The organism is Crossiella cryophila (assembly GCF_014204915.1).
GTDB classification, from domain to species: domain Bacteria; phylum Actinomycetota; class Actinomycetes; order Mycobacteriales; family Pseudonocardiaceae; genus Crossiella; species Crossiella cryophila.
The window spans coordinates 4,603,646-4,626,961 of sequence record NZ_JACHMH010000001.1 but is presented as its reverse complement, the minus strand read 5'-3'; the positions used below and the strand labels follow the sequence as shown (position 1 = coordinate 4,626,961).

Here is a 23,316-nt window from a genome sequence, read left to right as displayed (position 1 = left end):
GACTGGGTTCAGGAATAGGGGTCGTACCGCGGGGCGACCGGTGGCTGTGGTTCGGCGCGGGTGGCCGAGCGGTCGTGCAGCACGAGTTCGAGGCCGTCCCGCAGCTCGTGCCTGCCACCGGGGCCGAGGGTCAGTCGATCACCGGCCGGGCCGGTCAGGGTGAGTCCGCCTGCGCCGCGACGCACGGTGTACCGGTCGCCGGATCCGTTGTGGCCCAGGCTCATGCCCAGCCCTGGCTCGTCTCGCAGCACGAAGCCGAACCGCTCGCCGGTGATCTGGGCGCGCAGGGTGTCCAGGCTCTGGCCGTGGCGGGTCAGTTCCACCGACACGCCACGCACGTCCCGTCCGGATCGCTGTTTCCTGCGCTGCCAAAGGAATCCGACCAGCAGCGCCACCAGCGCGATGGTCAGCGTGACCCACAGCCACCACAGTTTCTCGAACCAGGAAGGCTCGGCCACCACAACCCGGGAGATCAGCAGCTCACCGGCGACCGTGCCGTTGGCCTCGTCGACCAGCCGCAGCCGGGCCTGGTTGGGCCCCAGCGCGGTACCGGGTGCGAACCGCAGTGCGAAGTCGTGTGTCCTGGCACCCGCCGCCGGAACGTCCACTCTGGACGGTTCGGCCGAGATCGCCGCGCCAGGACTGGGTTCGGCGACCTCGATCCGCAGTGTGCGCGGCTGCCCGGTGGAGTTGGTGACCTGGGCCTGGCCGGGCAGCGCATCACCCGCGGTCACCTCGGTGTCCACCCCGTCCAGGGTCAGCGCGCCACTGATTCCGGCTGCACCAAGGGCGATCCTGGTCGGGAAGGGCCGCCGGTCGCCGCTGACCCCGATCCCGGTGACGCTGCCGAAGAAATCCAGCCGGCCGCTCGCGCTGCCGGGCACCGCGACCCCGCCGGTGTACTGGCCGTCGCCGTCCTGGTCGGTCAGCTCCACCGCGGGTTGTGCGCCGAAGCCCTCGCCGGTGAGTTCGGCCAGGAAGGTGAGTCCCTTCAGCTGGGCCGGATTGGTGACCGCGCCACGGGAGCCGCGGACCTGCATGGTGACCTGCGCCGTGGCACCCGGTTGCGGCGCGGGCGGGACCACTCCGATCACCGCGCGCACCGCGCCCTGGAAGATGGCCACCGCGCTGACGTTGTGCGGCCGCACCCCTGGCGGCGCGGACAGGCTCACCGTCCAGTCCCCCGGTTCCGGGTTGACGATGCGCAGCACCTCGGCCTCGGTGCCCTGCCCACTGATCTCGAATCTGGACTCGCCGAACGTGCCGTGTGATGGCGCGGTTCTGCCCTGCGGATCGCGGTAGGCCACCACCACCCGCGGATCCCGTTTGTGCACGACGAACGCGCCCTCGCTGGCGATCGCGGGCACGGTCAGCGGCAGATCCAGGGTGCCGCCCGCCGGCAGTTCGCCGGTGGCCGGATCGCTCACCCCGGCACAGCGCGCGGACCGGGAGGCCGCACCGATGGCCCGCAGCAGATCCGCCGAGGTGGTGATCACCGTCGCACTAGGCGGCGAAGTCCTGGCCCCGCAACGGTCCTGACTGGCCCCGGTGGCCAGTGCGTTGAGCTGCGTCAGGTCCGCCTGACCGAATCCCAATGGCCACACCGAAACCTTGGCCTGGTTCAACTCGGCGAGCAGTCCGGGCAGCGCTCCCCTGGCCGCGGCGTTGCGGGCCTCGGGGTTGTCGCCGTAGGCGGGACTGCCGCTGACATCCAGTTTGCCGTCACTGAGCAGGTAGACGATCTTGCGTTCCTCGGCGGAGCCGGGTGTGTTGAGGTGGCTCAGCGCGGCCCGCAACGCGGTGACGTGATCCGTGCCGTCGCCCTCGTTCCCGGCCCGGCGGCGGAGCTTGCCCACACAGTCGGCCAGTGCCTGGTGCTTCTGCGGGGTGTCCACTGTGGTCGGTGGGCAGACCGGGTCGATCGGCGACTGACCGGAGGCGTCCGCACTGGCGAACCCGATCACCGACACGGTGGATTTTGGCGAGGGCTCGCCCTGCACGATGACCCGCACGGCGTCGCGTTCCCTGGCGATGTCCTCTTCGGACAGACTGCCCGACTCGTCCACCAGCACCACGATCCGCACCGGCCGCAACTCCGGCGGCGGCTCCTGCGCCCCGGCCGGTACGGGGGAAAAGCCGGACAGCGCAAGGATGATCGCCACTGTCCAGGCGGCCCATCGGTGCGTGCTCATCGCTGTGCTCCAGTTGTCGGCTCGGGCTGGGTGATACGGGTCAGCCATCGCAGCAGCGGTCCGCGACGGGTCTGGAAACCGGTGTCGCCGCACAGGCTGAGCGCGGCCCACCGGGTGGGGTGCTGACCCGGGGAATCCAGCTCGCGTTGCGCGCGGAAGAGGGCGACATCCCGCGGATAGCGCCGCAGGAGTCGCTCGAACCGGTCGATGGTCCGGGTGGCAAGGAGATCCACGGTCTCCCAGCGCGCGGCGAGCACCGCCGAGGCCCCGGCGGCGAGTGCGACCCGGACGAATCCGAGGTGCTCATCGCGCCCGATCCGCTTGCCCATGGCCGATTCGCACACACCCAGCGCGATCGTGCCGGTCCGGCTGAGGTCCAGGTCCTGACACTGGGCCGGACTGACCCGGCCTTCGGCCAGCAGCATGGCCGCGTTGGCCGGATCGCCGCTGTAGTCGCCGTGACTGTCGACGCGCACCACGCGGTACGCCCTCGCGGCCAGTGCCGCGCGCAGTTCGGTCGCGGTGGCCCGCGCACCGTCCAGGACCACCCGGCCCTTGATCGTGGCGGCCGGGGTCACCGGCTGGTCCGGCAGGTTCGGGCCGTGCAGCACCAGCATGTCCTTCGGGCGCAGCCCGCGCTGGGTACGGGATCGCCGGTGCAGTGGGGCGCGCGCGGCCAGGCAGGGCAGGGTGGACAGCGCGTACCGACGGCCGAGCATCGCCGCCGACTCGCCATACCTGAGCAACCCGAACGGAATCTCGGCCAGCTCGCCACCGGCCACCACGGTGATCCGCCGGACGTGCGCGGGCAGCTCCGGCCTGCCGGGCAACCCCAGCAGCTGCTCCAGTTCGGGCAACAGCCGGTCCAGCTCGGTGCTGCCCGGCGGCGCCTCGGCCAGTCGCCGGGCGCCCCGGTTCCGCCAGCACCCGGCCAGCGCGTCGATCGTGCTGATCAGCCGGGTCCGTTGGCAGCCAACGGAATAATACTGAGTCGACACGCCACGCCAGGTTCGTCCAATGAGGACGGAGTGCAGGGTGTCCGGGCCACTGTGCAGCAGCCAGATCCACTGGTCCCGTGGCAGCCCGCGGACCGCCCGGCGGATCCACCGCCGGGCCCCGACGCGGTCGCCGGGCGCGGGCAGCGCGCGGGTGACGCCCCAGTCGAGCTGGGGCAGGATGGCCGCGCCGCGGGCGGCCTCGATGGCCACCGCCACCAGGTCGTCGACCCGGTCGCCCTGTTCGGCCGCCCACTGGATCTGCTCGTCGAACTCGGTGGCGGCGGCGTGCAGCATCCGCAGCCGCACCGCGTCACTCGGTTGCCGGGCGGCCAGTTCCTCCTCGGCCCGGTGCGCCCTGGCCAGGGCCCTGACCACCCGCTCGCGGTGCAGTCCCGGGTCCAGTTCGAGGTAGGCGTGCCCCTGCACCCGCCAGGCCGCGATCCGCAGCACCGGCGAGACCTCCGCCGCGTCCAGGCAGTCCCGGCTGTGCGCGACCGCCTGCCCGGCCACCGCGGCGTTGCCGGAATGCCGGGCGGTGGCCAGCAGGAACTCGGCCATCGCCAGGTTCCATTCGGCGTTCTCGGCTCCGCTCGACAGCGACTGCTCGGCCTCGGCGAGCCGGTCGTTCCTGATCAGCCAGCGCACCCGGAACAGCCAGTGCTCCCCCGCCGCCAGCAACTCGACCGGAAACCTGTCCCCACCGGCAAACCTTTGTGCCGCAATAATATTCTCCTCCGGGCGAGCCGAAGCCTCCGCTGCCGCGTACAACTCCGGCAGTGCGGCGGCGGCCTCCTCGTCGGCCCGGACCAACCGCAGCAACCGGACCCGCGCCTCCAAGTAGAAGTAGCGCAGCGCAGCATCCAGGGGCCCGGCCAGTGCGGGCGCCAGTTCGGCCAGTGCCTCCTCGTAGCGCCCGGCGATCCGCAGTTCCTCGGCCCGGCCCAACCGGTCCTGCGGCGACCGCGTCCCACCGGCCAGCCGCAGCACCACCGGCCTGCCTTCGGTCAGCGCGAGCAGCCGCAGGTCCTCGGCCAGCACCGCCTCCGCCGCCGTGTTCCCCAGTGCCGCATAGGCTTTGCGCGCGGACCGCAGCCGTTCCCGAGCCCGCTCGTACCGGCCTTCCTGCCTGGCCGCCAGCCCTTCCAGACGGCACAGCAACGCGTGGTCCGCCGCGTCCAGACCACCCTGGCGGGCCTCGGCCGCGTCCCTACCGACCGTTCGGTAGTCACCCCGGCCGACGTTGGTCTCCGCCCGCAGCAGCACCAGCTTCGGTTGCGTGCCGTACCTGCTCAGGTAGTCCGCGCACCAGGTCAGCGCCGCCGAACTGTCGCCAAGCCCGCGCAACCGGCTGACGTGCTCGGCGGCCAGCGCGGTCCGCAGCTCCGCCGACTCGGCGTCGGCCAGCTCGACCGCCCACAGGTAGGCCTGGTCGAGGGCCGACCGGTCGGTCGCCTCCCTGGCCGCGATCAGGGCGAGTGCGAACGGCGAATCCGAGTCGACGGTGAACTCCCCGCCCGGTCCCGCGGTCATGGGCAGCTCTCCGCGTTCGGTTCCCGCTCGGTGGGTTCCTGGCACACGCTGAGCAGCACCAGCAGCCCGCCGATGCCACGCCAGTCGTCCTCGACCCGGACCCCACCACCGCTGCCGAGGGGGCCGACACCGCCGGTGACCGCGGCGCCGGGACGTTCCTGGTTGCTCAGCCGCCAGCTCCGGTTCGGCCCACCAGGCAGTCCGGGCGAGCCCGCCTCGCCGGTCACCCGGACCACCCGGATCCTGATCTTGGCCTCGACCGGGATCGCGACCGGTGGCGCACCCGGCTTGTCCGTGCCCACTAGCGCGGCCGTATCAGCCTGGTACACCAGGGCGTCGGCAGGCTGGACGTCCTTGAGCGTGCCGGTCTTCTCCGACACCACGCGAACCGCCGATACGTCCACTTCGGACAGTCGAGAGGGCACCACCAGGCGCACCTGCCGCGGCCCGGCCGGAGTGGCCACAGTGGACTCGGCGAGCACCCGGGAGGAGGTCGGCCCGACGCCCACCTCGATCCACCCGTTGCCGTACCGGTAGATCGTCTGCCCCTCCGGCCCCTGATACTGGTAACGCACCCCGGGCGCGCCGGTCAGGCCCTGTGCCGGATCCCCGCTCACCCGCTTGATCGCCTCGCGCAGGTGCGCGGCCTGACCGGGCGAGGCGATGATCTCCCGCTCGGGCCGCGCGCCGCTGCTCGGCGTCTCCTTCACCCGCACCGTGCCGGTGGACACCTGCTGGTACGAACCCTCGACCACCAGGTCCTTGCCCTCGGTCTGGAAGGTGGTCCGGTACTCGCGGTTCGGGTGCTCGCCACGCAGCGGGGCGCCGGCGAAGGGCAGTGATTCCCTTGGCGCGCCGGTGATCCGCACCGAGCTGCCGTCCGGTCCGCGCCTCAGGTCCACGGTGGTGCGGTCGGCGATCTCGCCCTGGTTGTCCCGGCTGACCCGGTCGAAGCGGGCCGAGCCGGTTGCCGGGTCGACCTGTGTCTTGGCCGGGTCCACCGGACTCGCCCGCCGGATGCCCTCGGGCAGTGCCTCGGTCCCGGAGGGCTTGCCGCGGCTGCGGGTGAGCCCGTCGGCGAGGGAGACCCCGCCGGAAATCCGGTACAGGCCACAGCTTTGGGTGGTTTCCGAGGGGATCGGCAGCACCGACTCCCCGGTCGCCGACGGCGGCGCGACCAGGGCCAGCGGACCGCGTTCCCGCAACTCGCCGTGCCGGGCGTACCAGTCGGCGAAACTGCCCGGCTCGGCCTCCGGCGCGGTCACCGCGAGCCGGCCACGTCCCTGAGTGGTCAGCCACTCCAGGGCCGCCGACCACCGCATGAGCTGATCGGCGCGGCTGAACTGGGGTTCATAGTCGGCGACCTGGAGGTAGTTGCGATCCCACCAGTTCAGCCCCCTGGCGAAGCTGTGGCTGGGTTCCACCTCGGTGCCGTCCGCACCGGTCACCCGGGAGAACAGGCGGGTGGCCTTGGCGCCGATGGCCAGCCCGGTCGGTGAGTGGGTCAGCGCCGCGTCGTTGACACCGAACCAGAGTCGGCCGGACTCCTCCTTCGGCTTGTCCACGCAGAGGCTGGGCGGCACCGGCGCCTTCGGGTTCGGCACGAAGCCCGGTACCGCCTGCACCGGCACGCCCTGGCCGACCCCGGTGGTCCAGGACTTGGCGACGAGGTCGACATAGAACAAGGTGAAACCCGCTTCGGTGCCTGCCAGTCCACCGTCGAATCTGGCCTGGCTGAAGACCGGCCCGCCGTCCAGCGCACTGCGCAGCGCCCACAACTGGGTCCGGTCCGCGGGCAGTCCGGGCGCGGGTTCGCTCTCCGCCTCGGGCTGGAACAGCCGGACCGAGACCGCCCAGCGCAGCTCGGCCACCGAGGCGTACCCGGTGCCGGCGAAGTTCCCGGTGAAGATCGCCGCGACCAGCCGAGGATCGAGTCCGGGCACGGTGGCACGCAGGTCGGCCGGATCGGCCACCGGCCGCGGATCGAGGGAGAACCCGGGCAGCGGGCCGCTGGTGCGCAGGTATCCGCGTTGCAGCACCGCCACATCGGCGGCCGAGACCCGGGCGCCGGGTGCCCCCGGCCAGCGCCACCCGGACGCCCAGACCTCCTCCCCCCGCTTCTCCAGCCGGGCCAGGTGGCTGGTGTCGCCGAGGAACCCGGCCAGCCCCTCGGCCTGGTCGACCCGCGCCTCCCGCCACCCGTTGGCCGCCCGGACCTCCCCCGCGCCAGCGGCCGGTTCGCTGGCCACCTCGATCCGGTGCTGCTCCTGGGCGATCCGGTAGCGGTGCACCTGGACCTTGCCCGGATCGGACCCGGCGTCCGCGCGATGCTGGTCCAGGGCCAGGCCGATGGTGCGTGACCGGTGCGGATCGTCCTGCGGCACCAGCACATGCAGGGTGCCGCCGTCGAACAGGCCGCGCCCCGGACCGGTCTGCTGGTCGAGCAGTTCGGCGAAGGCCCCGTCCCGGATCGGCGGGGACTCGTAGGTGGCGGCCGCGGTCCGGTCCGCGCCCAGCCCGAGCGCGGCGGCCAGCCCGAGCCGCGCCCAGTCCCGTAGCTGCTCGGTGACCTCGGGTCCGTCGAGCGCGGCCAGCGCGGCCGTGCTCGCCCGGTAGGAGACCGTCAGCTCCGCCGCGGTGTCCCGGTCTGTGTCCTCTGGCCCCGAGCAACCCGCTGTGACCAGCAGGAGCGCGGCCAGAGCCGCGGCCAACGACCGCGGCCTAGCTGCTGCGAGCATCCTTACCCCTTCGCTGTGCGCGTTCGGCCTGCTTCGACACGTTCTGTGCCACAACCACTGACGGACGGTCACCCGGCTGGCGGGAGTCTTGGCGAACCGCGGCGGGAACCCTCCCGCGATGGCCGTGGTCAGCTACGGGTTGTCGTCGGATCCACCGGCCATGACTGCTCCCTTCGGGTTCGGCCCGGCGGACTGCGGCGACCGTGCTGGTCACCGGAGCCGGACACCCCCACGCCGGGTTGTCACGGACCCGTGGACAGCGCGGTGGTCCGTCAGTGCGGGGACAAGCAGTCGAGGAGGCCGGAGGCTCACATGGTTTTGACCACCTGGGACGGTCACCTGCGCATCGACCACCTCGCCGAGGACGCCACGGTCGCGCTGACCCTGGTCACCGTGGAATCCGCGACCGAGCTGCGGTTGCGCGAGGGGTTGCGGGCCGGGTTCGTCACGGTCGACCGGCAGGGGCCACCCGCCTACGTCGAGGTCGAGATCCGCGAGGGCGGGCTGCCCGCGGACATCGCGCAACTCCTCGGTCCGCGGGTGGCCGCGGCGGTGGCCGAGCTGATCGCCACCGGCCGGGCGGGCCGCTGGCTGCAGCTCGACCTCCGCGAGATCGACGGCCTGGCCGCGGCCTGGGCGCCCTACCGGCTGGTCACCCTCGCCGCCGAGCAGCCGGTCCGGGAGAGCCGGGGTGCGCTGGGTGCGTGGGCCGGGGAGCTGTGGACCTGCCTTGGCCTGCCCGACTGGCGCGAGGTGCTGCGGGCGCTGGCCGCGCCGCCGCCCACGGTCGAGGTCCGCGGCACCGGGGAACCGGAGTCCACCCGGGCGGATCGCACCGAGGTTGAGGGTGCCTGGCAGTTGCCCGCGGAGCTGGCCGGCGCGGTCGGGGTGGGACCCGAGGTGCGCTGGATCGTGCGTCCGCTCGCGGGCGCGGAGTTCGAGATCGAGCTGCGGGCCCGGCGCACCGGGCCGCCGGGCGGGGCCGTGTTGCAGGCGGGTCTGGACGACGGCGCGCAGCGGTGGATCTCCTTCACCGCCGGGGAAGGCGGCGAGCCGCGGGCGCGGCTGATCGGCACGGGTGAGCCGGTGAGTGTGCGATTTCGGTCCGAGAGCAGGGGGTTGGGATGAGTGCGGCCGGGGACTCGACGCCGGATCGACAGCGGCTGGCGGACTGTGCCGAGGGGGTGTTCGACGCGCTGTACCGGGCCGAGCTGGACAGCCTGCTGGCCCGCTGCGGCCCGCGGGCGAAGCTGCGGGAGAAGGTGGTGCGCCGGGCGGACAAGCTGCTCGCCAAGCTCGCCGGCAGTGCGGAGGCGGTCCGGCCGGGCGAGGGCCCGCTGCTCATCGCGGCCTGCCTGACCTGGGGCCGCAACCAGGCCGGGATCGCCACCAGCACCGCCAACGCCGTGCGCAAGTTCCTGCGCTACCGGCGATTCGCCCAGCTGCCGCTGGAAATCCTGGTCCGCACCGACCGCACCGTGCCCGATGACGACCGGGTGATCTCGGTGCTGGCCCGCACTTTGCGCCTGCGCACCCGGGTGAGCGAGGCGGCCTCGGGCCAGGAACCCGAACTGATCCTCAACATGGTGCTGCCCGCCATCGTCGCCGCCCTGGGCCCGGCCCATCCCACCGAGGAGGCGCTGACCGAGGTCGCCCTGGACGTGCTGGACCGGGGCGCCGAACTGGCCGCCGCGCACCTGCTGGCCCGCCGCCGCGCCGGTGTCCGCGAACCCGGCCTACCGGTGCTGGGCAACGCCGACTTCCTGATCCGCATCGCCGCCTACCGGGTCGCCATCCAGGAACGGCACGGCCAGGAAACGACCCCGCTGGCCGAGTCGGTGGGTGAGCTGTCCGCGTTGCTGTGCAAGGCGATGACCAAGACCGAGAACCGCCCGAACCGCCGCAGCGCGGGTGAGCCGGACGTGGCCATCGCGCTGCACCGGTACGCCGACCACCTCGGCGCGGTAGCCGGTGAGCAGGCCCGCGAGGCGGTCCGCGCGGTGCACGCGGTGCTCAACCACCGCCTCGGCCTGGCCGAACCCCCACACCAGGCCCTGGCCGACCTCAGCGACCTGCCCGCCCCCGCCGCCCACCACCCCGGCCGCCGGCTGGAGGCCGAACACCTGGTCGGCTGGCTGATCGCGGGCCTGTTCCGCGGGGCAGGCCCGGAAGCCCGCGGCCCCCTGCTGAACTGGCTGGACGGCAAGCAAACCCCGGACGAGCCAAGGCACCTGCCGCTGCTCCTCCGCCGACTGCGCATCGCGATCAAGATCCTGGAACAGCTCCCGGAAACCGCCCCACCACGTCCCGCGGGCCTGTCCCCCAGCCGTTTCCAGGCCCTGCTCGCCCAGCTCACCGCCAGGATCGACCCCGGCCAACTCACCGGACAGTCCACTGTGGACGCCCACTATGTACCACTGGCCGCCCTCCCTCCACTGTGGACAGAACGCCATCCGGCAAGGGAGCTGGTCGCCGCCCACCTCCGGATCCAGCTCGGCACCCGCCCCGGCAGCGAGGTCCAGGCCGCGTTGGTGGCCGGTCACGGGGTGCGCGCGCCACAGCAGTTCGTGTACAAATCACTGGCGCCACAAGCGGATCCCTGCTGCCCGGACCCACAACCGGCGCCCGGCGACCACCCGCGGGAACCGGTCCCGGACACGGAGGTCTGCCCACACCGCCCGTGGGGCGAGGTCGGCCGGGTCGAGACCTACCACACCCTCGGCCACCCAATCGACTGCAGCGCGGATGCGACGCGTCAGCAACTCCGGCGCTACCAAGGGCCGTGGCCGGAACTGCTCTGGCCCTAGGCCACCGGCCCGAATTCCGCCGGGCCAAGCCCGCCGCCCGAACCGCGCCGACCCAAACCCACTGGCCCGCCCTTGCTGTCCCTACCCAAGCAGTGCCAGCCTGGCCCGCAAGCCGACCAGCCGATCGTGGTGGCTGTAACTGCTCTCGTCCCCCTCGGTGACCAGCCGCGCCCACTGCTCCGCGATCCCCAGCAACCGCCCGGCCACCGCCACTTCGTCCGCCCCCGCGACCCCGTGCTCCACCGCGGTCAGCAACGCGGGCACCGCGAGCAGGCAGAAATGCGCCGCTGGCTCACTCACCTGTGCCAGCAACGCAACGGTCTCCTCCTCCGCCAGCGCCCGCGAAATCCAGTCGAACCCCATCCCCGCCCACTGCCGGGCCTGCTCTGCCCGCCCACTCCCGGCGGCCAGCCCGCTCAACGTGGTGGTCGCCCGGGAGGCGATCTGCAGGGACTGCCGCAACGGCAGGAAACTCCGGGTCCGCTGCCAGTACCGCTGTCTGGCCGGGATCACGGTCTGGGCGAAAAGCTCGACCCCCGCGACCAGATCGGCCTCCCGGTCCGGATGGGTAGTCAGGTAGGAGGCGTAGTTGTGCAGGTGATGTCCCACTGACAACTCGGCATCCCCTTCGCCGCCAACGGGTTCCAGCACCCGCCGGTACGCGGCCCAGGTTTCCTGCAACCAGTCGTCCAACTCCTCCGGCGGTGGCAATTTGCCGTCCGGGTCGGTCGCGTTCGTCCGCCGGACAATGTTGATCTCCACATTGGCCGAGGAGATCGCCTCCGCCGCCGCCCCCCGGTCCACCACCCCGGCCTCGGCCAGCTGTACGCACCGCTCGACCTGGCTCATCAACTCGGCCAGGGGTTCGGCCAGGTCATGCCGCCGGTCGTGCCGCAGGGTGTGCACGGTCATGTCGGCCACCCGGCAGCGCCCCAGCACGGTCACCGGATCGTCCGCGCCCAGGCTCTCGGTGGCCAGCAACGCCACCTGGGCCAGCGACGGCACGATCCCGGCCCGGGTAAGTTCCCGCGCCCGCACGTCGAACCGGACCTGCCGCAACACCGCGAGCAACCCGATCACCACCGCCCGCCGCGCCAGCACCGGCAACCCGCTCACCTCGGTGGCACTGGGGACGCGTGGCAGGACGTCGACGCCGTCGGGCTCGCCGTCCAGGAGGTGTCCGAGCTGTTCGACGTAGCGGCCCAGCACCTCGGTGGGGGGCACCAGGGCTTCGACGGCGAGTTGGCCGGGGGCGCGTTCGCTGAGCCAGAGGTGGCTGGAACTCTGCCGGGTGCCGATGGCCATGAGCTGTCGCAACAACCGGTCCACGAGGTCATCGGGTGCGCTGACGCCGAGCCCGCGGACGGTCCGGTCGGCGAGATCCAGCTCGCGGGGCCGCGACGCGGATGCGGTATCCCGGCCGCGCGCCGCGCCACCACGCTCCGCCGCACCACGATCCGCAGCACCCGCCGCGCCACCACGCTCCGCCGCACCACGATCCGCCGCGCCCGTCACCCCGCCGCTCTCGGCCGCGCCCCTGTCCGCAGCGCCCCTGTCCGCAAGACCCGCCACCCCACCACGGTCCGCCACACCACGATCGGCCGCTCCCGCCACCCCACCACGATCCGCCCCACCACGGTCCGCAGCGCCCCAATCCACAGCGCCCGCCACCCCACCACGGTCCGCCGCGCCACCGTCCTTCGCGCGGGAACCGGCACCCTCGACCACCGGCTGTGGCCTGCCCACCTCGCTCCGGGTCAGCGGCAGCGCGGCGATCGACTCGGCCAGCGGCAACTGCCACTCCACGAGAAGTTCGCGCTGGATGGTGCGGGCCCGGATGGCCGCGGCGACCAGCGCGGGCTGGGTGCGGAACGCCTCCAGCACCAGCGCGGCCCAGGCCACCACGCGCAACCGGGCGGGCAGGGGTGTGCCGTCGGCGGACACCAGCCGGGCCAGGGCGGTCTCGATCGCGTCGGTGACCGGGTCCAGCAGGCGGTTGGCCGCGGTCAGCACCACGGCGGCCTTGGTGTCGGGGCCGAAGCGGTTGAGGGTGGCGTTGGGGATCTCATTCGGCAGGGCGCCGCCGGGGCGGGTGACCGCGACCCGGTCGACGATGGCCCAGTCGGCCTCGCCGGCCACCGCGGTGTCCGACCGCCTGCCGGGCATCGGCGCGCCGCGGGCGATCTCGGAGAGCGTGAGCTTGTTGTAGTCGCAGACCCAGGTGCGAGTGCCGAAGGGGCCCCTCGGCCATGGAACGCCGAAGAGCGGGGCGAGCTTACGAGCCAGCCGGGCCGGCACGATCTCGGCCCTGACCTCGGGGATGTCCGGAATCTCGGCGGGAAGCAGGCCCATCCGCACTCCTTGACTCGGGTAGCACTTTGTGGATCTTACGACACAGTCTTTCGTACTCAGTCGTTCGCGACTTTTTTGCGTTCCCGTAAGATTACGAGTTATGGAACACACTGACGGACCGGCGCAGCGCGAACCCGCCTGTGTTGATGTTGCCGCGGTGCTGGCTGCCATCTGGCATGAAGCGCTCCCACACCGCGCCGCGATCCACCGCGCCCTGGCCATCACCCGGTGCGATCTGCGGCTGCGCTCCCCCGGTTTCGGCCTGGACGGCGACTGCGCCTGCCGGGACTTCCTGGTCGACATGCTCGTCGAGTGCGACCAGGTGCTGACCGAGCGGGCCACCGAACTCCGCAACCCGCTCGGCGCGGCCCGGGTGCACATGCGCCTGCGCGCCGCCCCGGACTGGATCCGCCGTCGCCGGACCGCCATGGGCGCCCAGGCCAGGGTCGACCGGATCCGGCTCGGCGCCAGGGCCCGCACCCTGCCCGATGAGTTCCACCGCGCCCTGCTGGAGTACCTGGTCGACGAGGCGGGCTCGATGGCCCCACTGGACAACCAGGCCGAACTGATCCAGCGCCTGTCCTACCGCTGTGCCCAGGAGTTCGGCGGCAGCACCGAAGACCACCTGCCCCTGGTCGCCGCCGGTCTGGCGCTGGTCGAACGCCACTGCCGGTCCGGGCCCAGGGTCAACATCGGCACCAGGGACCAGCCCGACCACGTGACCTGGTGGGACCGCTACATAGACCGCCCACTGGGCCGCCGCCCGCGCCGCGCCCTGCTCTCGACCTCCACCACCCAGGACGGGCCCGACACCAGGGCCGACCCGCACGGCGCCGACCTGACCGGGGACCACACCGCCCACACCGACGACGCGGTCCTGACCGTCCTGCACGAGGCCCTGCTCCGCCAGCCCGAGGACCCCGCCGCCGCCCTGCGCACCGGCATCGCCGCCCTGGTCGCGCACGACCTGCTCGCCGAACCCACCGCCGCGGCCCTGCTCACCGATCGCTCGCGCTTCGCCACCGCGACCCGGGAACTGGTCGGCCTGTGGCTCCGGCAGGCGGCCAGGTTCCGGCCGCCGCTGACCGGCCACTGACCCAGTCCCGCCGTTCGCCGCGGGATGGGCGGCGCGATCAGTTGGTGGCTAAGGGTTTCCAGGGTTGCAGCCAGGGCGTGGGTGCCCAGCCTTCCACCGCGGCCTGCAGTGGGAAGAAGGTGGCGCCGTCCACGGACTCACGGACGATGTCGGCGTGGCCCGCGTGTTTGGCGGTTTCCTCGATCAGGTGAAGCAAGACCCAGCGGACGGTCCAGCAGGGCAGGTCCTTGGGGAAGAACGGGATGTGCGGTGGGACGGGGACCTCGTCGTCGAGCTTGACGCCGGCGATGAGGGACTCGGTTTCCGCGCCGACCTTCTCGTAGGCGCTCAGCAGGTCGGCCAGGGTCTCGCCGGGGCCCATGGTGTAGGCGTCCTGGTATGCCGACGGGTCGCCCCAGTCGTGGCCGGGGTCGCTGATGATCGCGACCCAGTTGTGCTCGGTGCTGGTCAGGTGCTTGATCAGGCCGCCGATGGTGAGCGAACTCGCCGAGGCGGCGGTGCGGGCCTGGTCGTCGGTGAGGCCGTGCGCGGCAATGCGCACGGCGTGGCGCTGGGCCTCGAGAAAGGCCAGTAGCTGGGCGGCTTCCTCGTGGTGCAGGGGCGGTAGGGGTGGCATGCGGAAATCGTTGCATGATCATCGGAAAAGGGCCCATCAGTTATCCACAGGCCCGAGTTATCCACAGGGCGGGGCCGAGCGGGTTGCTCAGCGCTCGACGATGGTGAAACCGTGGGGCACGGCCTTGGCGAGGAACAGCGGCGCCTTGCCCTGGGCCGGACGTGCGGACCGCCAGAGGGTGGACTCACGTTGCTCACGCATCGCCGCCGACAGCGAGCCCAGGTCGAACTCCCGGCGCAGGGCACCGCTGGAGGCGAGCATGTGAATGGCCTCGTAGACCGATTCGGTGATGCTGGACAACGGAGCGGCGCCGGCCCCGAAGCGGTCCCGGTAACGATGGAGAAAGGCGGTGTTGGTAGCGGAGTCGACCTCTTGGAAGTAGCTGAAGGCGCTGTACACGCCCTGCGCGGCGATGCCGCCGGTCAGCTCCCGGGTGGACTCGTCGAAGGCCATGGACAGCGTCCGGCAGCGGGACCGCAGCCCCGCGGCGTGGCTCTGGCGCTCGAAGTGGGCTTCGTCGGAGCCGACGAAGGTGGAGATCACCAGGCTGGCGCCGGTGCTGATGATCTCCTCGACGATGTCGCCGAAGTCCTTGGTGCCCAAGGGTTTGTACCGTTCGGCGACGACCGAGCCACCGAGCTGTTCGATGATCCGGCGGGCCTCGCGGTTGCACACCCGCGGCCAGACGTAGTCATCGCCGCACAGGAAGGTGCGGCCGCCGGTCTCGGCGACCAGCGAGGGCAGCGCGGCGCGCAGCTGGGCGGAGGGTCGTTCGCCCAGGCGCACCACGCTGGGTGAGAACCGGCCGCCCTCGTTGATCGGCGTGTGCACCAGGAGAACACCCAGTTTCCTGGCCCACTTGGCCAGGACCGGAAACACCGCGGAGGTGCAGTTGGTGACCACGACCCGGCAGCCGTCGGCGCGGACCAGGCGCTGGAACTGCTCGGCGCCGATGTCCGGTGAGCTGGCGTCGTCGCGGATGACGACCTGGAGGCGGCAGCCGTCCACGCCGCCGTCGGCGTTGACCTCGTCGGCGGCCATCCGGGCCAGGTTCTCGGTGGTCCCGCCGAAGATGCTGGCCGGGCCCGATTTGCTGACCAGTACACCGATCCGGATCGTGCTCGGTCCGGCCAGCTCCTCAAGGGGGTCATAGCCACGTTGCCGGAGTAACCAGGTGACCGCGTCATCCGGCACCTCGACGCCCAGCCGCACGGTGGTGCCGCGACCGCCGTTGGTCAGCGTCATGGTGCAGGAGACCCGGCCGGGCCAGGGCACCTGCTGCTCGATGACGATCTTGTGCGGCGGGTTGAGGTAGGCGATGCGACCCACGGCCTCGATGGTCGGGCTCTGCGGATCGGCGGGATTGACCGGAAGCTCGAAGCGGACCAGGCCGCCGACCATGAACGCGTCGTAGTCGGCGCCGAAGAGCCAGCCGGCTTCCTTGTCCTGTCCCAGCAGTCCGAAGACGTCCCCCGGTGGCAGGGCGACGTCCCGCTGCTGAGTCAGTACGAGGTTCCCCACCTGCGCTGTTCCGCCTCCGGATCGCGGTGCTTCGCCGTGATCGTAGCGAGTCCGTCCAGCGACGCTCCGTACAGGGTGCTCAGAAACGCCACCACGTCATTGATCGGCTCGACCCGCAGGGAGTAATAGCGATATTTGCCGGCCCGGCGCTCCTGCACCATGCCTGCCTCACGCAACACCTTGAGCTGCATCGACACCGCGGTGCGGCCGATGTGCTCGATGTGTCCGGCCAACTCGGTCACGGTCAGCTCGCCGTGCTCGCGCAGGAGAGTGAGCACGGTCCGACGGGTGTCGTCGGCCAACGCGTCGAATGCGGACGCACCACCGCCCACAGAAACCACCCACCAAGCTCGTTCGGCCCCCACGACCGCCCCAATTTGATCACTGTAGGCGATCCACCGGGAAAGCAGCAAGACGAGTGGGTGATTCTCCGCCACTCGCCCGGACCAGACTGGACAGACGTTCGCGTCAAGATCCATTGACACGTAACGGGAAGGTCAATACGCTTCGGTAACTCGGATTTTCCACTATCGCACGCTGGAGGGGATTTTCGGCCATGGGAACAGTCCCTCCCACTATCGAAGATCTCCGCGCCCTGGCCGAGCGTTACAACCTGACCCTGGACGACGCCGCACTGTCCTCCTTCCGCGGGCTGATGATCCCCACCCTGGCCTCCTACGACGTGGTGGAGAAGCTCTACGCCGAGCACGCCCCGCCGATGCCGACGCGCAACCACGCCGTGCCCAGTGCCGCGGAGAACCCGCTCAACGCCTGGCAGGTCTACACCGAGCTGTCCACGCAGGCGGACGGCCCGCTGGCCGGCCGGCGCGTGGTGGTCAAGGACAACATCGCGGTGGCCGGTGTGCCGATGGGTAACGGCTCCCGCTCGTTACAGGGTTTCGTGCCGCGCGAGGACGCCACCGCGGTGCGCCGCCTGCTGGACGCGGGCGCGACCATCGTCGGCAAGGGCACCTGCGAGGACCTCTGCTACTCCGCGGGCAGCCACACCGCGATCTCCGGCCCGGTGCGCAACCCGTGGGACCCGACCCGCACCTCCGGCGGTTCCTCCTCGGGCCCGGCCGTGCTGGTGGCCACCGGCGAGGCCGATCTGGGCCTTGGCGGCGACCAGGGCGGCTCGATCCGGATCCCGGCGGCCTTCTGCGGCGTGGTCGGGCACAAGCCGACCTACGGCCTGGTGCCCTGCACCGGCGCGTTCTCCATGGACAACACCCTGGACCACCTCGGCCCGATCACCCGCACCGTGCGCGATGCCGCGCTGATGCTGACCGCGCTGGCTGGCTACGACGCCGACGACCCGCGCCAGGACTCCGCGCTGCGCCCGCCGGACTACCTCAGGCACCTCGACGACGGCGTCAAGGGCCTGCGGATCGGCCTGCTCACCGAGGGCTTCGACATCCCGGGGCTGTCGCAGGCGTGCGTGGACGACACCGTGCGCAACGCCGCCCACGCGCTGGAACAGGCAGGCGCCAAGGTCACCCCGATCTCGGTGCCCTGGCACCGCACCGGCATGGACGTCTGGAAGGTCATCGCCACCGACGGCATCGCCTGGCAGATGATCGAGGGCAACGCGATCGGCCGGAACTGGGCCGGGCGCTACGACCCCGAGCTGATCGCGCACTTCGGGCGCGGCCGGGCCGAGCACGCCGACGCCTTCTCCGAGACGGTCAAGCTGGTCACGCTCAACGGCGGCTACACCCTGGGCAAGTACCACGGCGCGCACTACGGCATGGCCCAGAACCTGGTGCCGCAGCTGATCAAGGGCTACGACCGGGCGCTGGCCGAGGTCGACGTGCTGGTGCTGCCCACCGCCCCGCACGTGGCCACCCCGCTGCCCGGCCCGGAGGCCAGCCGCGAGGAGTACGTGATCGCCGCGCTGGGCCTGGTGCCCAACGTGGCCCCGTTCGACGCCAGCGGCCACCCCGCGATCGCCGTGCCGGCGGGCCGGGTGGACGGGCTGCCGGTGAGCATGATGATCGTCGGCCCGCACCACCGCGACGACCTGTGCCTGCGGGTGGCCAGGGCCGTGGAGACCGCACTGGGTGGCTTCCCACCCGCACCCGCGCACGCCCCCCTCGCCGCGACCCGGGAGCAGTCATGACCATCGCACCGGAGCCCGGCCTGCCCATCGCACTCGGCGGCCCGGCCGCACGCGAGGAGCGCGCCAGGCCCGGCGAGCACACCGGACTCGACGAGCCCGGCCGCACCGCCGCGCTCAGCGACTACGCCGCGCTGGACCGGCCGGCCGGCTTCGGCAACCCCAGCCCCGAGCAGCTGCTCTTCTACTGGATGCCGGTGGACGGCCGCAGGCACGCCATCTGCGGCGCGCACGGCTCGCACCACCCCGGCCAGCCCGCCGACACCCTCTGCGGCCGCCAGGTCGTCACCCGCACCGCCTCCGAACGCGAGTGGATCCTGTGGACCACCTGCGACGAGTGCTGGCACATCGCCAAGTCGGCGCAGCACGCGAGCATCTCTCGCTGAAGGTCTCGAAAATGCCGTTGCGGGCCGCGATCACCGCGGATTAGCGTGGCGGTACACGAGAGAGGAGGTGGTCCAGCGTTGGATATCAACAGGACTCGTGAGGTGGCTGTCCGCTAGGACCGCCTTCGGCTTCACTGAGCGAATTCAAGACAGCTACCCGGCCCCCGGACCTCCGAGTACAGTCCGACTCGGCCCACCAAGCTACCGGTGGGAACAGGTCCGGGGGTTGCTGTTTGTCCGGCGGCGCCCAAGGTCCGGCAGCGCCGCCTCTCCAGAACCGCCTCAGCCGCCCAGCGCGGCCGCGACCACCAGCACCGCCGCGGCGATCGCGCGGAACAGCCAGGGCACCGTCTTCTCCGTGAGCAGCGCCGCCAGCAGGTAGGACACCGCGGCCAGCACCGCCGTCTGCACCGAGGGCAGCGCCGGGGTGTAGCCGACCAGGCCGCCGATCCGGATCAGGCCCAGCACCAGCACCGGGCCGAGCAGCGCGATCAGGCCGTTGCCCGCCACCTGGAGCAGGCCCAGCAGCCACCAGCCCACCGCCACCGCCAGCAGTGCCACCACCCCGACCACCACGCCGGGGCTGGTCAGCGTCTCGACCGGCACCCAACCCCTCGGTTGGTCGCAGGGTTGTTCCGGACACGAGGAAGGCAGCAAGGGCAGTACCGCCAGCCACAGCAGGACCACCGAGGCGCCGACGGCCGCCGCGGCGGCGCACCGGATCACCAGGCGCATGGGTTGGGCTTCGACCATGAACAAATCGTGGCAGAGTCCGGGCGTCGGCGTGCGCGAGTGGGGCTGCTCCGGCAGGGTTGAATTCATGAACCGAGCGCTGGACGCCGATGAACTGCAGAGCGAGTTCGACGCGCACGCCCGGCGGTATGACCTGCTGGTCGGCGCCAACCTCGGTTACCACCGCGATCTGCGCCGCGCCGCGGCCCGGCTGGGCCTGCGCGAACAGGGCGGCGGGCAGCGGGTGCTGGACCTGGGCTGCGGCACCGGGGCCTCCACCGCCGCCATCCTGGCCGCCTACCCGCTGGCCACCGTGGTCGGCGCGGACGCCTCCGGCGGCATGCTGGCGGCCGCGCGGGGCAAACCCTGGCCGGGCAGCGTGACCTTCGTCCAGGCCAGGGCCGAGCGGCTGGCCGCGGCCGGGGTGCGTGGGCCGTTCGACGCGATCTTCGCCGGGTACCTGCTGCGCAACGTGGCCGACCCGGACGCCGTGCTGGCCGACCTGCGCACGCTGCTGCGTCCCGGCGGCCACCTGGTGCTGCACGACTACACCCTGGACGGCCGCCCGCTCAGCCGCGCGGTGTGGACCGCGGTGTGCTGGGGCGTGATCATCCCGGCCGGGCTGCTGGCCACCGGCCGCACCGGGCTCTACCGCTACCTGTGGCGCAGCGTGCTGGACTTCGACCGGGTCGGCGCCCTGCGGGAACGGTTGCGCGACAACGGGTTCACCGAGGTCAGGGCCGGATCGGCCGGGGGCTGGCAACGCGGGGTCACGCACACCGTGCGCGGGCGCAGGCAACTCGACGGAGGCACCGCATGATCCCGCTGGGCACCGATCGCCGCGCGGTGAAACACCTGCCGCGCGGCACCCGCCCCGACGTCAGCCACCTGTCCGCGCCGCCAAGGGTGGTGGTGATCGGCGGCGGGATCGCCGGACTGGCCGCGGCCACCGCGCTGTCCGACCGCGGCGTCGAGGTGGTGCTGCTGGAACGGGAGGACTACCTGGGCGGGCGGGTCGGCGGCTGGCCGGTGACCCTGTCCGACGGCAGCCGGGTGACCATGACCCGCGGCTTCCACGCCTTCTTCCGCCAGTACTACAACCTGCGCCAGCTGCTCCGCCGCGCCGACCCTGACCTGCGCGCGCTCACCCCGCTGACCGACTACCCGCTGCTGCACAGCAACGGCCACGCCGACACCTTCGCCGGACTGCCCAGGACCCCGCCGCTCAACGCCGCCGCGTTCGTGTTGCGCAGCCCCACCTTCTCCTGGGCCGAACTGTCCACAGTGGACGCGCGCAGGGCGATGACGCTGCTGGACGTGCGGGTGCCGGAGACCTACGCCGAACTCGACCACCTGGACGCGGTGGAGTTCCTGGACCGCATCGGATTCCCCGCCGCTGCAAGGGATCTGGCCTTCGAGGTGTTCTCCCGCAGCTTCTTCAGCGACCCGCGGCTGCTGTCCGCGGCCGAACTGGCGGTGATGTTCCACATCTACTTCCTCGGCTCCAGCGAGGGCCTGGTCTTCGACGTGGCCGCCGACCCGTTCCCACACGGCCTGTGGGAACCGCTGGGCCGCTACCTGTCCGGGCGCGGCGTGGAGATCCGCACCGGCGTGCGGGTCGGCGCGGTGGAACCCAGCGCCCGCCGCCGCTACGCCGTGCACCTGGCCGACGCGCTGGCTCCCCTGGAGGCCGACGCGGTGGTGCTGGCCACCGATGTCGGCGGCCTGCGCACCATTGTCGGCGACTCCCCCGGCATCGCCACCGCCGACTGGCGCGGCGCGGTCAGCAGGCTGCGCACCGCACCCCGATTCGGTGTGCTGCGGCTGTGGCTGGACCGGCCGGTGCGCGCCGACCGGGCCGGATTCCTGGGCACCGCGGGCTTCGGGCCGCTGGACAACATCAGCGTGCTGGACCGCTACGAGCACCAGGCCCGCGACTGGGCCGCCCGGCGGGACGGCTCGGTGGTCGAACTGCACGCCTACGCGCTGCCGGTGGACGCGGTGCTCGGCGATGTGCGGGCGGAACTGCTGGCCCAACTGGGCAAGGTGTACCCGGAGACGGTGGACGCCCGGATCGTGGACGAGCGCTTCGAGATCCGCTCGGACTGCCCGCTGTTCCTGCCCGGCACCTACCAGGACCGCCTCGAGGTGCGCACTCCCGAGGACTACCTGGTGGTGGCCGGGGATCACGTGCGCACCGGGCTGCCGGTGGCGCTGATGGAACGGGCCGCCACCGCCGGGTTCCAGGCAGCGAATGCCTTGCTGGGCAACTGGGACGTGCAGGGCCGGACACTGTGGACGGTGCCGACCCAGGGCCGCAGCCCACTGTTACGAACCATCGCCCGCCGCTTGCGCTAAGAAACTCAACCGGGGAAAAGACCCTTGCGGCGCAACGCGTACCGCCGTTCGGCGTAGTCGAGGTCGTCCCGCCACAACCGTTCCGCCGCCCACCGCATCAGCGGCCGCACCACCGGCGCGGCGGCCTTGGCGAACCGGAAACCGGGCCGGTCGGAGTGCGCGATGGTCGCCTCGATCACCGCGGTGCGGCCCGGACCCAGTGGCGTGGCATGGGTTTCCACCACGCTGCCCTGCCCCTCGCCCTCGACGATGTGCATCACCACCGTGCGTGGTTCCGGGCAGGTGAACGCGGCCAGCACCGGCACGCCGAACCGTCCGCCCAGTTTGAAGGTCACCTCGACCAGGAACCGGTCCTCCTCGGTCTCCTGCTCCGGCGCGGAGACCACCCGCAGGTTGGCGAAGGAGTAGGGGTGGAACCAGGCGCCGTGCCAGGGATCGAGGCGGTTGGCCACCACGTCCTCCGGTTCGCAGCGGCCGATCACGGTGGCCACCGCGGCCAGCGAACCGGGCGCGGGGCGTTGCGGCAGCACGGGTTCCGGCAGCGGGTCCTCGCCGCCGACCGAGTCCAGGCGGACCCAGGCCAGCACGCCGTCGTCGTGTGCCGGGAAGGGCCGCCAGCCGGGGAAGCCCGCCGGGCCAAGGGCCAGGCCGTGCCAGCGGCACAACAACTTCCCGCCGTGCACCGCGGCCTGGCACAGCGGCGCGCCCAGGTGCGGGCAGGCCCCTGGTCCGGCGTGCAGGCGGCCGTCGGTACCGCGCCAGGCCACCACCTCGACCCCGGCGATGGTGCGGCCGAACGGCGCGGTCGCCGGGACCTCGCCGCTGGCCGAGAGCACGAACCAGTTCCCGGCCGGGCGGGCCTGGGCACGTTTGAGCGCGGCGGCGATCAGGGCGGGCTTGGCCTCGCGCCAGGTCGGCTCCTGGTCCGGCCAGGCTGGGGTGGACAGCAACCGCAACGGCAGACCACGGCGAGGCATGTCACCCACGCTAGCCCTGACCGTGACGGACAGCGACCGCACCGGCGCATGTGGGTGGAATCCACTGTTTCTGTGGTAGGTGTGGTGCCCCAGCACATGGTCAGCGGGCCCGGACTTGCCTACCTTCGGAGTCCATGACCACTCAACCAGGGCTGATCGGGCGCACCGCACTGGTCACCGGCGCCGCCAGCGGCATCGGACTGGCCATCTCCAAGATGCTGGCCGGCGCGGGCGCGACCGTGCACCTGGTCGACAAGAACGGTCCGGCGGTGCACACCGCGGCCGAGGACTACGGCGGGGTGGCGCACGAGATCGATCTGAGCGACCCGGCCGCGATCGACACCCTTCCGTCCACAGTGGACATCCTGGTGAACAACGCAGGCATGCAGCACGTGGCCGGGATCAGCGAGTTCCCGCCGGAGGTGTTCCGGCTGATGCAGGACGTGATGGTCACCGCGCCGTTCCTCATCCTGCGCCGGGTGCTGCCGCACATGTACGCCCGCCGCTGGGGCCGGGTGGTCAACATCTCCTCGGTGCACGGCCTGCGCGCCAGCCCGTTCAAATCCGCCTACGTCGCGGCCAAGCACGGCCTGGAGGGGCTGAGCAAGGTGGTCGCGCTGGAGGGCGCGCCGTACGGGGTGACCAGCAACTGCCTCAACCCCGCCTACGTGCGCACCCCCCTGGTGGAGAAGCAGGTCACCGACCTCTCGCACGCCCACCGGATCAGCGAGAAGGAGGTCCTCACCGACATCCTGCTGGACCGAACAGCGGTGAAACGACTCCTGGAACCAGTGCAGGTAGCCGAAGCGGTCCTATGGCTCTGCGAACAACAAAGCGGCCACCTGACCGGCATCTCCATCCCCATCGACGGCGGCTGGACCGCCAGATGAGCACACC

17 protein-coding genes are annotated in these 23,316 nt (G+C 72.0%); 8 read left to right on the top strand and 9 right to left on the bottom strand.

What is annotated here, in order from left to right; translation table 11 throughout:
* Positions 1-8 precede the first annotated feature (8 nt).
* From HNR67_RS20760 to HNR67_RS20750, 3 genes are read right to left on the bottom strand one after another with little or no spacing between them, the layout of a single operon-like run.
* Positions 9-2,192, bottom strand: coding sequence for a vWA domain-containing protein (locus HNR67_RS20760; protein ID WP_185003905.1), 2,184 nt, complete (start codon positions 2,190-2,192; stop codon positions 9-11).
* Positions 2,189-4,720 carry a CHAT domain-containing protein gene (locus HNR67_RS20755; protein WP_185003904.1) on the bottom strand — a complete coding sequence of 844 codons (2,532 nt, stop codon included), beginning with the start codon at positions 4,718-4,720 and terminating at the stop codon, positions 2,189-2,191. The genes HNR67_RS20760 and HNR67_RS20755 overlap by 4 nt, the downstream gene beginning before the upstream one ends.
* Positions 4,717-7,458, bottom strand: coding sequence for a hypothetical protein (locus HNR67_RS20750; protein WP_185003903.1), 2,742 nt, complete (start codon positions 7,456-7,458; stop codon positions 4,717-4,719). The genes HNR67_RS20755 and HNR67_RS20750 overlap by 4 nt, the downstream gene beginning before the upstream one ends.
* A 312-nt stretch (positions 7,459-7,770) precedes the next feature.
* On the opposite strand from HNR67_RS20750, the gene HNR67_RS20745 reads away from it, so the two are divergent.
* Both HNR67_RS20745 and HNR67_RS20740 read left to right on the top strand, forming a co-directional pair.
* Positions 7,771-8,586: a hypothetical protein gene (locus HNR67_RS20745; protein ID WP_185003902.1), complete on the top strand. Its 816-nt coding sequence runs from the start codon at positions 7,771-7,773 to the stop codon at positions 8,584-8,586.
* Positions 8,583-10,265 carry a hypothetical protein gene (locus tag HNR67_RS20740; RefSeq protein ID WP_185003901.1) on the top strand — a complete coding sequence of 561 codons (1,683 nt, stop codon included), beginning with the start codon at positions 8,583-8,585 and terminating at the stop codon, positions 10,263-10,265. Before HNR67_RS20745 ends, HNR67_RS20740 begins: the two co-directional genes overlap by 4 nt.
* 81 nt (positions 10,266-10,346) lie before the next feature.
* On the opposite strand, the gene HNR67_RS20735 is transcribed toward HNR67_RS20740, so the two are convergent.
* Positions 10,347-12,617 carry a hypothetical protein gene (locus HNR67_RS20735; protein WP_185003900.1) on the bottom strand — a complete coding sequence of 757 codons (2,271 nt, stop codon included), beginning with the start codon at positions 12,615-12,617 and terminating at the stop codon, positions 10,347-10,349.
* A 100-nt stretch (positions 12,618-12,717) separates the two neighbouring features.
* Between HNR67_RS20735 and HNR67_RS20730 the strand changes: the two genes are divergently transcribed.
* Positions 12,718-13,713, top strand: coding sequence for a hypothetical protein (locus HNR67_RS20730; protein ID WP_185003899.1), 996 nt, complete (start codon positions 12,718-12,720; stop codon positions 13,711-13,713).
* Positions 13,714-13,750: 37 nt separating this feature from the next.
* On the opposite strand, the gene HNR67_RS20725 is transcribed toward HNR67_RS20730, so the two are convergent.
* From HNR67_RS20725 to HNR67_RS20715, 3 genes are all read right to left on the bottom strand, one after another.
* Complete coding sequence (locus HNR67_RS20725) at positions 13,751-14,329, bottom strand: DinB family protein (RefSeq protein WP_185003898.1); 579 nt, start codon at positions 14,327-14,329, stop codon at positions 13,751-13,753.
* An 87-nt stretch (positions 14,330-14,416) separates the two neighbouring features.
* Entirely contained in the window at positions 14,417-15,850 is a 1,434-nt protein-coding gene (locus tag HNR67_RS20720; protein ID WP_185003897.1) for a substrate-binding protein, read from the bottom strand.
* The gene (locus tag HNR67_RS20715) at positions 15,832-16,263 is read right to left on the bottom strand and encodes an ArsR/SmtB family transcription factor (RefSeq protein ID WP_185003896.1); all 432 of its coding nucleotides are present in this window, start codon (positions 16,261-16,263) and stop codon (positions 15,832-15,834) included. The genes HNR67_RS20720 and HNR67_RS20715 overlap by 19 nt, the downstream gene beginning before the upstream one ends.
* 143 nt (positions 16,264-16,406) lie before the next feature.
* Here HNR67_RS20715 and HNR67_RS20710 point away from each other — a divergent pair, with 143 nt between their 5' ends.
* Together HNR67_RS20710 and HNR67_RS20705 are read left to right on the top strand one after the other, a co-directional pair.
* Positions 16,407-17,969 carry an amidase gene (locus HNR67_RS20710; protein ID WP_185003895.1) on the top strand — a complete coding sequence of 521 codons (1,563 nt, stop codon included), beginning with the start codon at positions 16,407-16,409 and terminating at the stop codon, positions 17,967-17,969.
* Positions 17,966-18,352, top strand: coding sequence for a zinc finger protein (locus HNR67_RS20705; RefSeq protein WP_185003894.1), 387 nt, complete (start codon positions 17,966-17,968; stop codon positions 18,350-18,352). Before HNR67_RS20710 ends, HNR67_RS20705 begins: the two co-directional genes overlap by 4 nt.
* 282 nt (positions 18,353-18,634) lie before the next feature.
* Here the strand turns inward: HNR67_RS20705 and HNR67_RS20700 are convergent, their stop codons facing one another.
* The gene (locus HNR67_RS20700; RefSeq protein WP_185003893.1) at positions 18,635-19,105 is read right to left on the bottom strand and encodes a hypothetical protein; all 471 of its coding nucleotides are present in this window, start codon (positions 19,103-19,105) and stop codon (positions 18,635-18,637) included.
* A 67-nt stretch (positions 19,106-19,172) separates the two neighbouring features.
* On the opposite strand from HNR67_RS20700, the gene HNR67_RS20695 reads away from it, so the two are divergent.
* Positions 19,173-19,904, top strand: a complete 732-nt coding sequence (locus tag HNR67_RS20695; RefSeq protein ID WP_185003892.1) for a class I SAM-dependent methyltransferase — start codon at positions 19,173-19,175, stop codon at positions 19,902-19,904.
* Positions 19,901-21,442, top strand: a complete 1,542-nt coding sequence (locus tag HNR67_RS20690) for an FAD-dependent oxidoreductase (RefSeq protein WP_185003891.1) — start codon at positions 19,901-19,903, stop codon at positions 21,440-21,442. The genes HNR67_RS20695 and HNR67_RS20690 overlap by 4 nt, the downstream gene beginning before the upstream one ends.
* 5 nt (positions 21,443-21,447) lie before the next feature.
* Here the strand turns inward: HNR67_RS20690 and HNR67_RS20685 are convergent, their stop codons facing one another.
* Complete coding sequence (locus tag HNR67_RS20685) at positions 21,448-22,419, bottom strand: DUF5914 domain-containing protein (protein WP_185003890.1); 972 nt, start codon at positions 22,417-22,419, stop codon at positions 21,448-21,450.
* Positions 22,420-22,553: 134 nt separating this feature from the next.
* Between HNR67_RS20685 and HNR67_RS20680 the strand changes: the two genes are divergently transcribed.
* A complete protein-coding gene (locus HNR67_RS20680) occupies positions 22,554-23,309 on the top strand; it encodes a 3-hydroxybutyrate dehydrogenase (protein ID WP_185003889.1) in 756 nt (251 codons plus the stop codon).
* Positions 23,310-23,316: the final 7 nt, after the last annotated feature.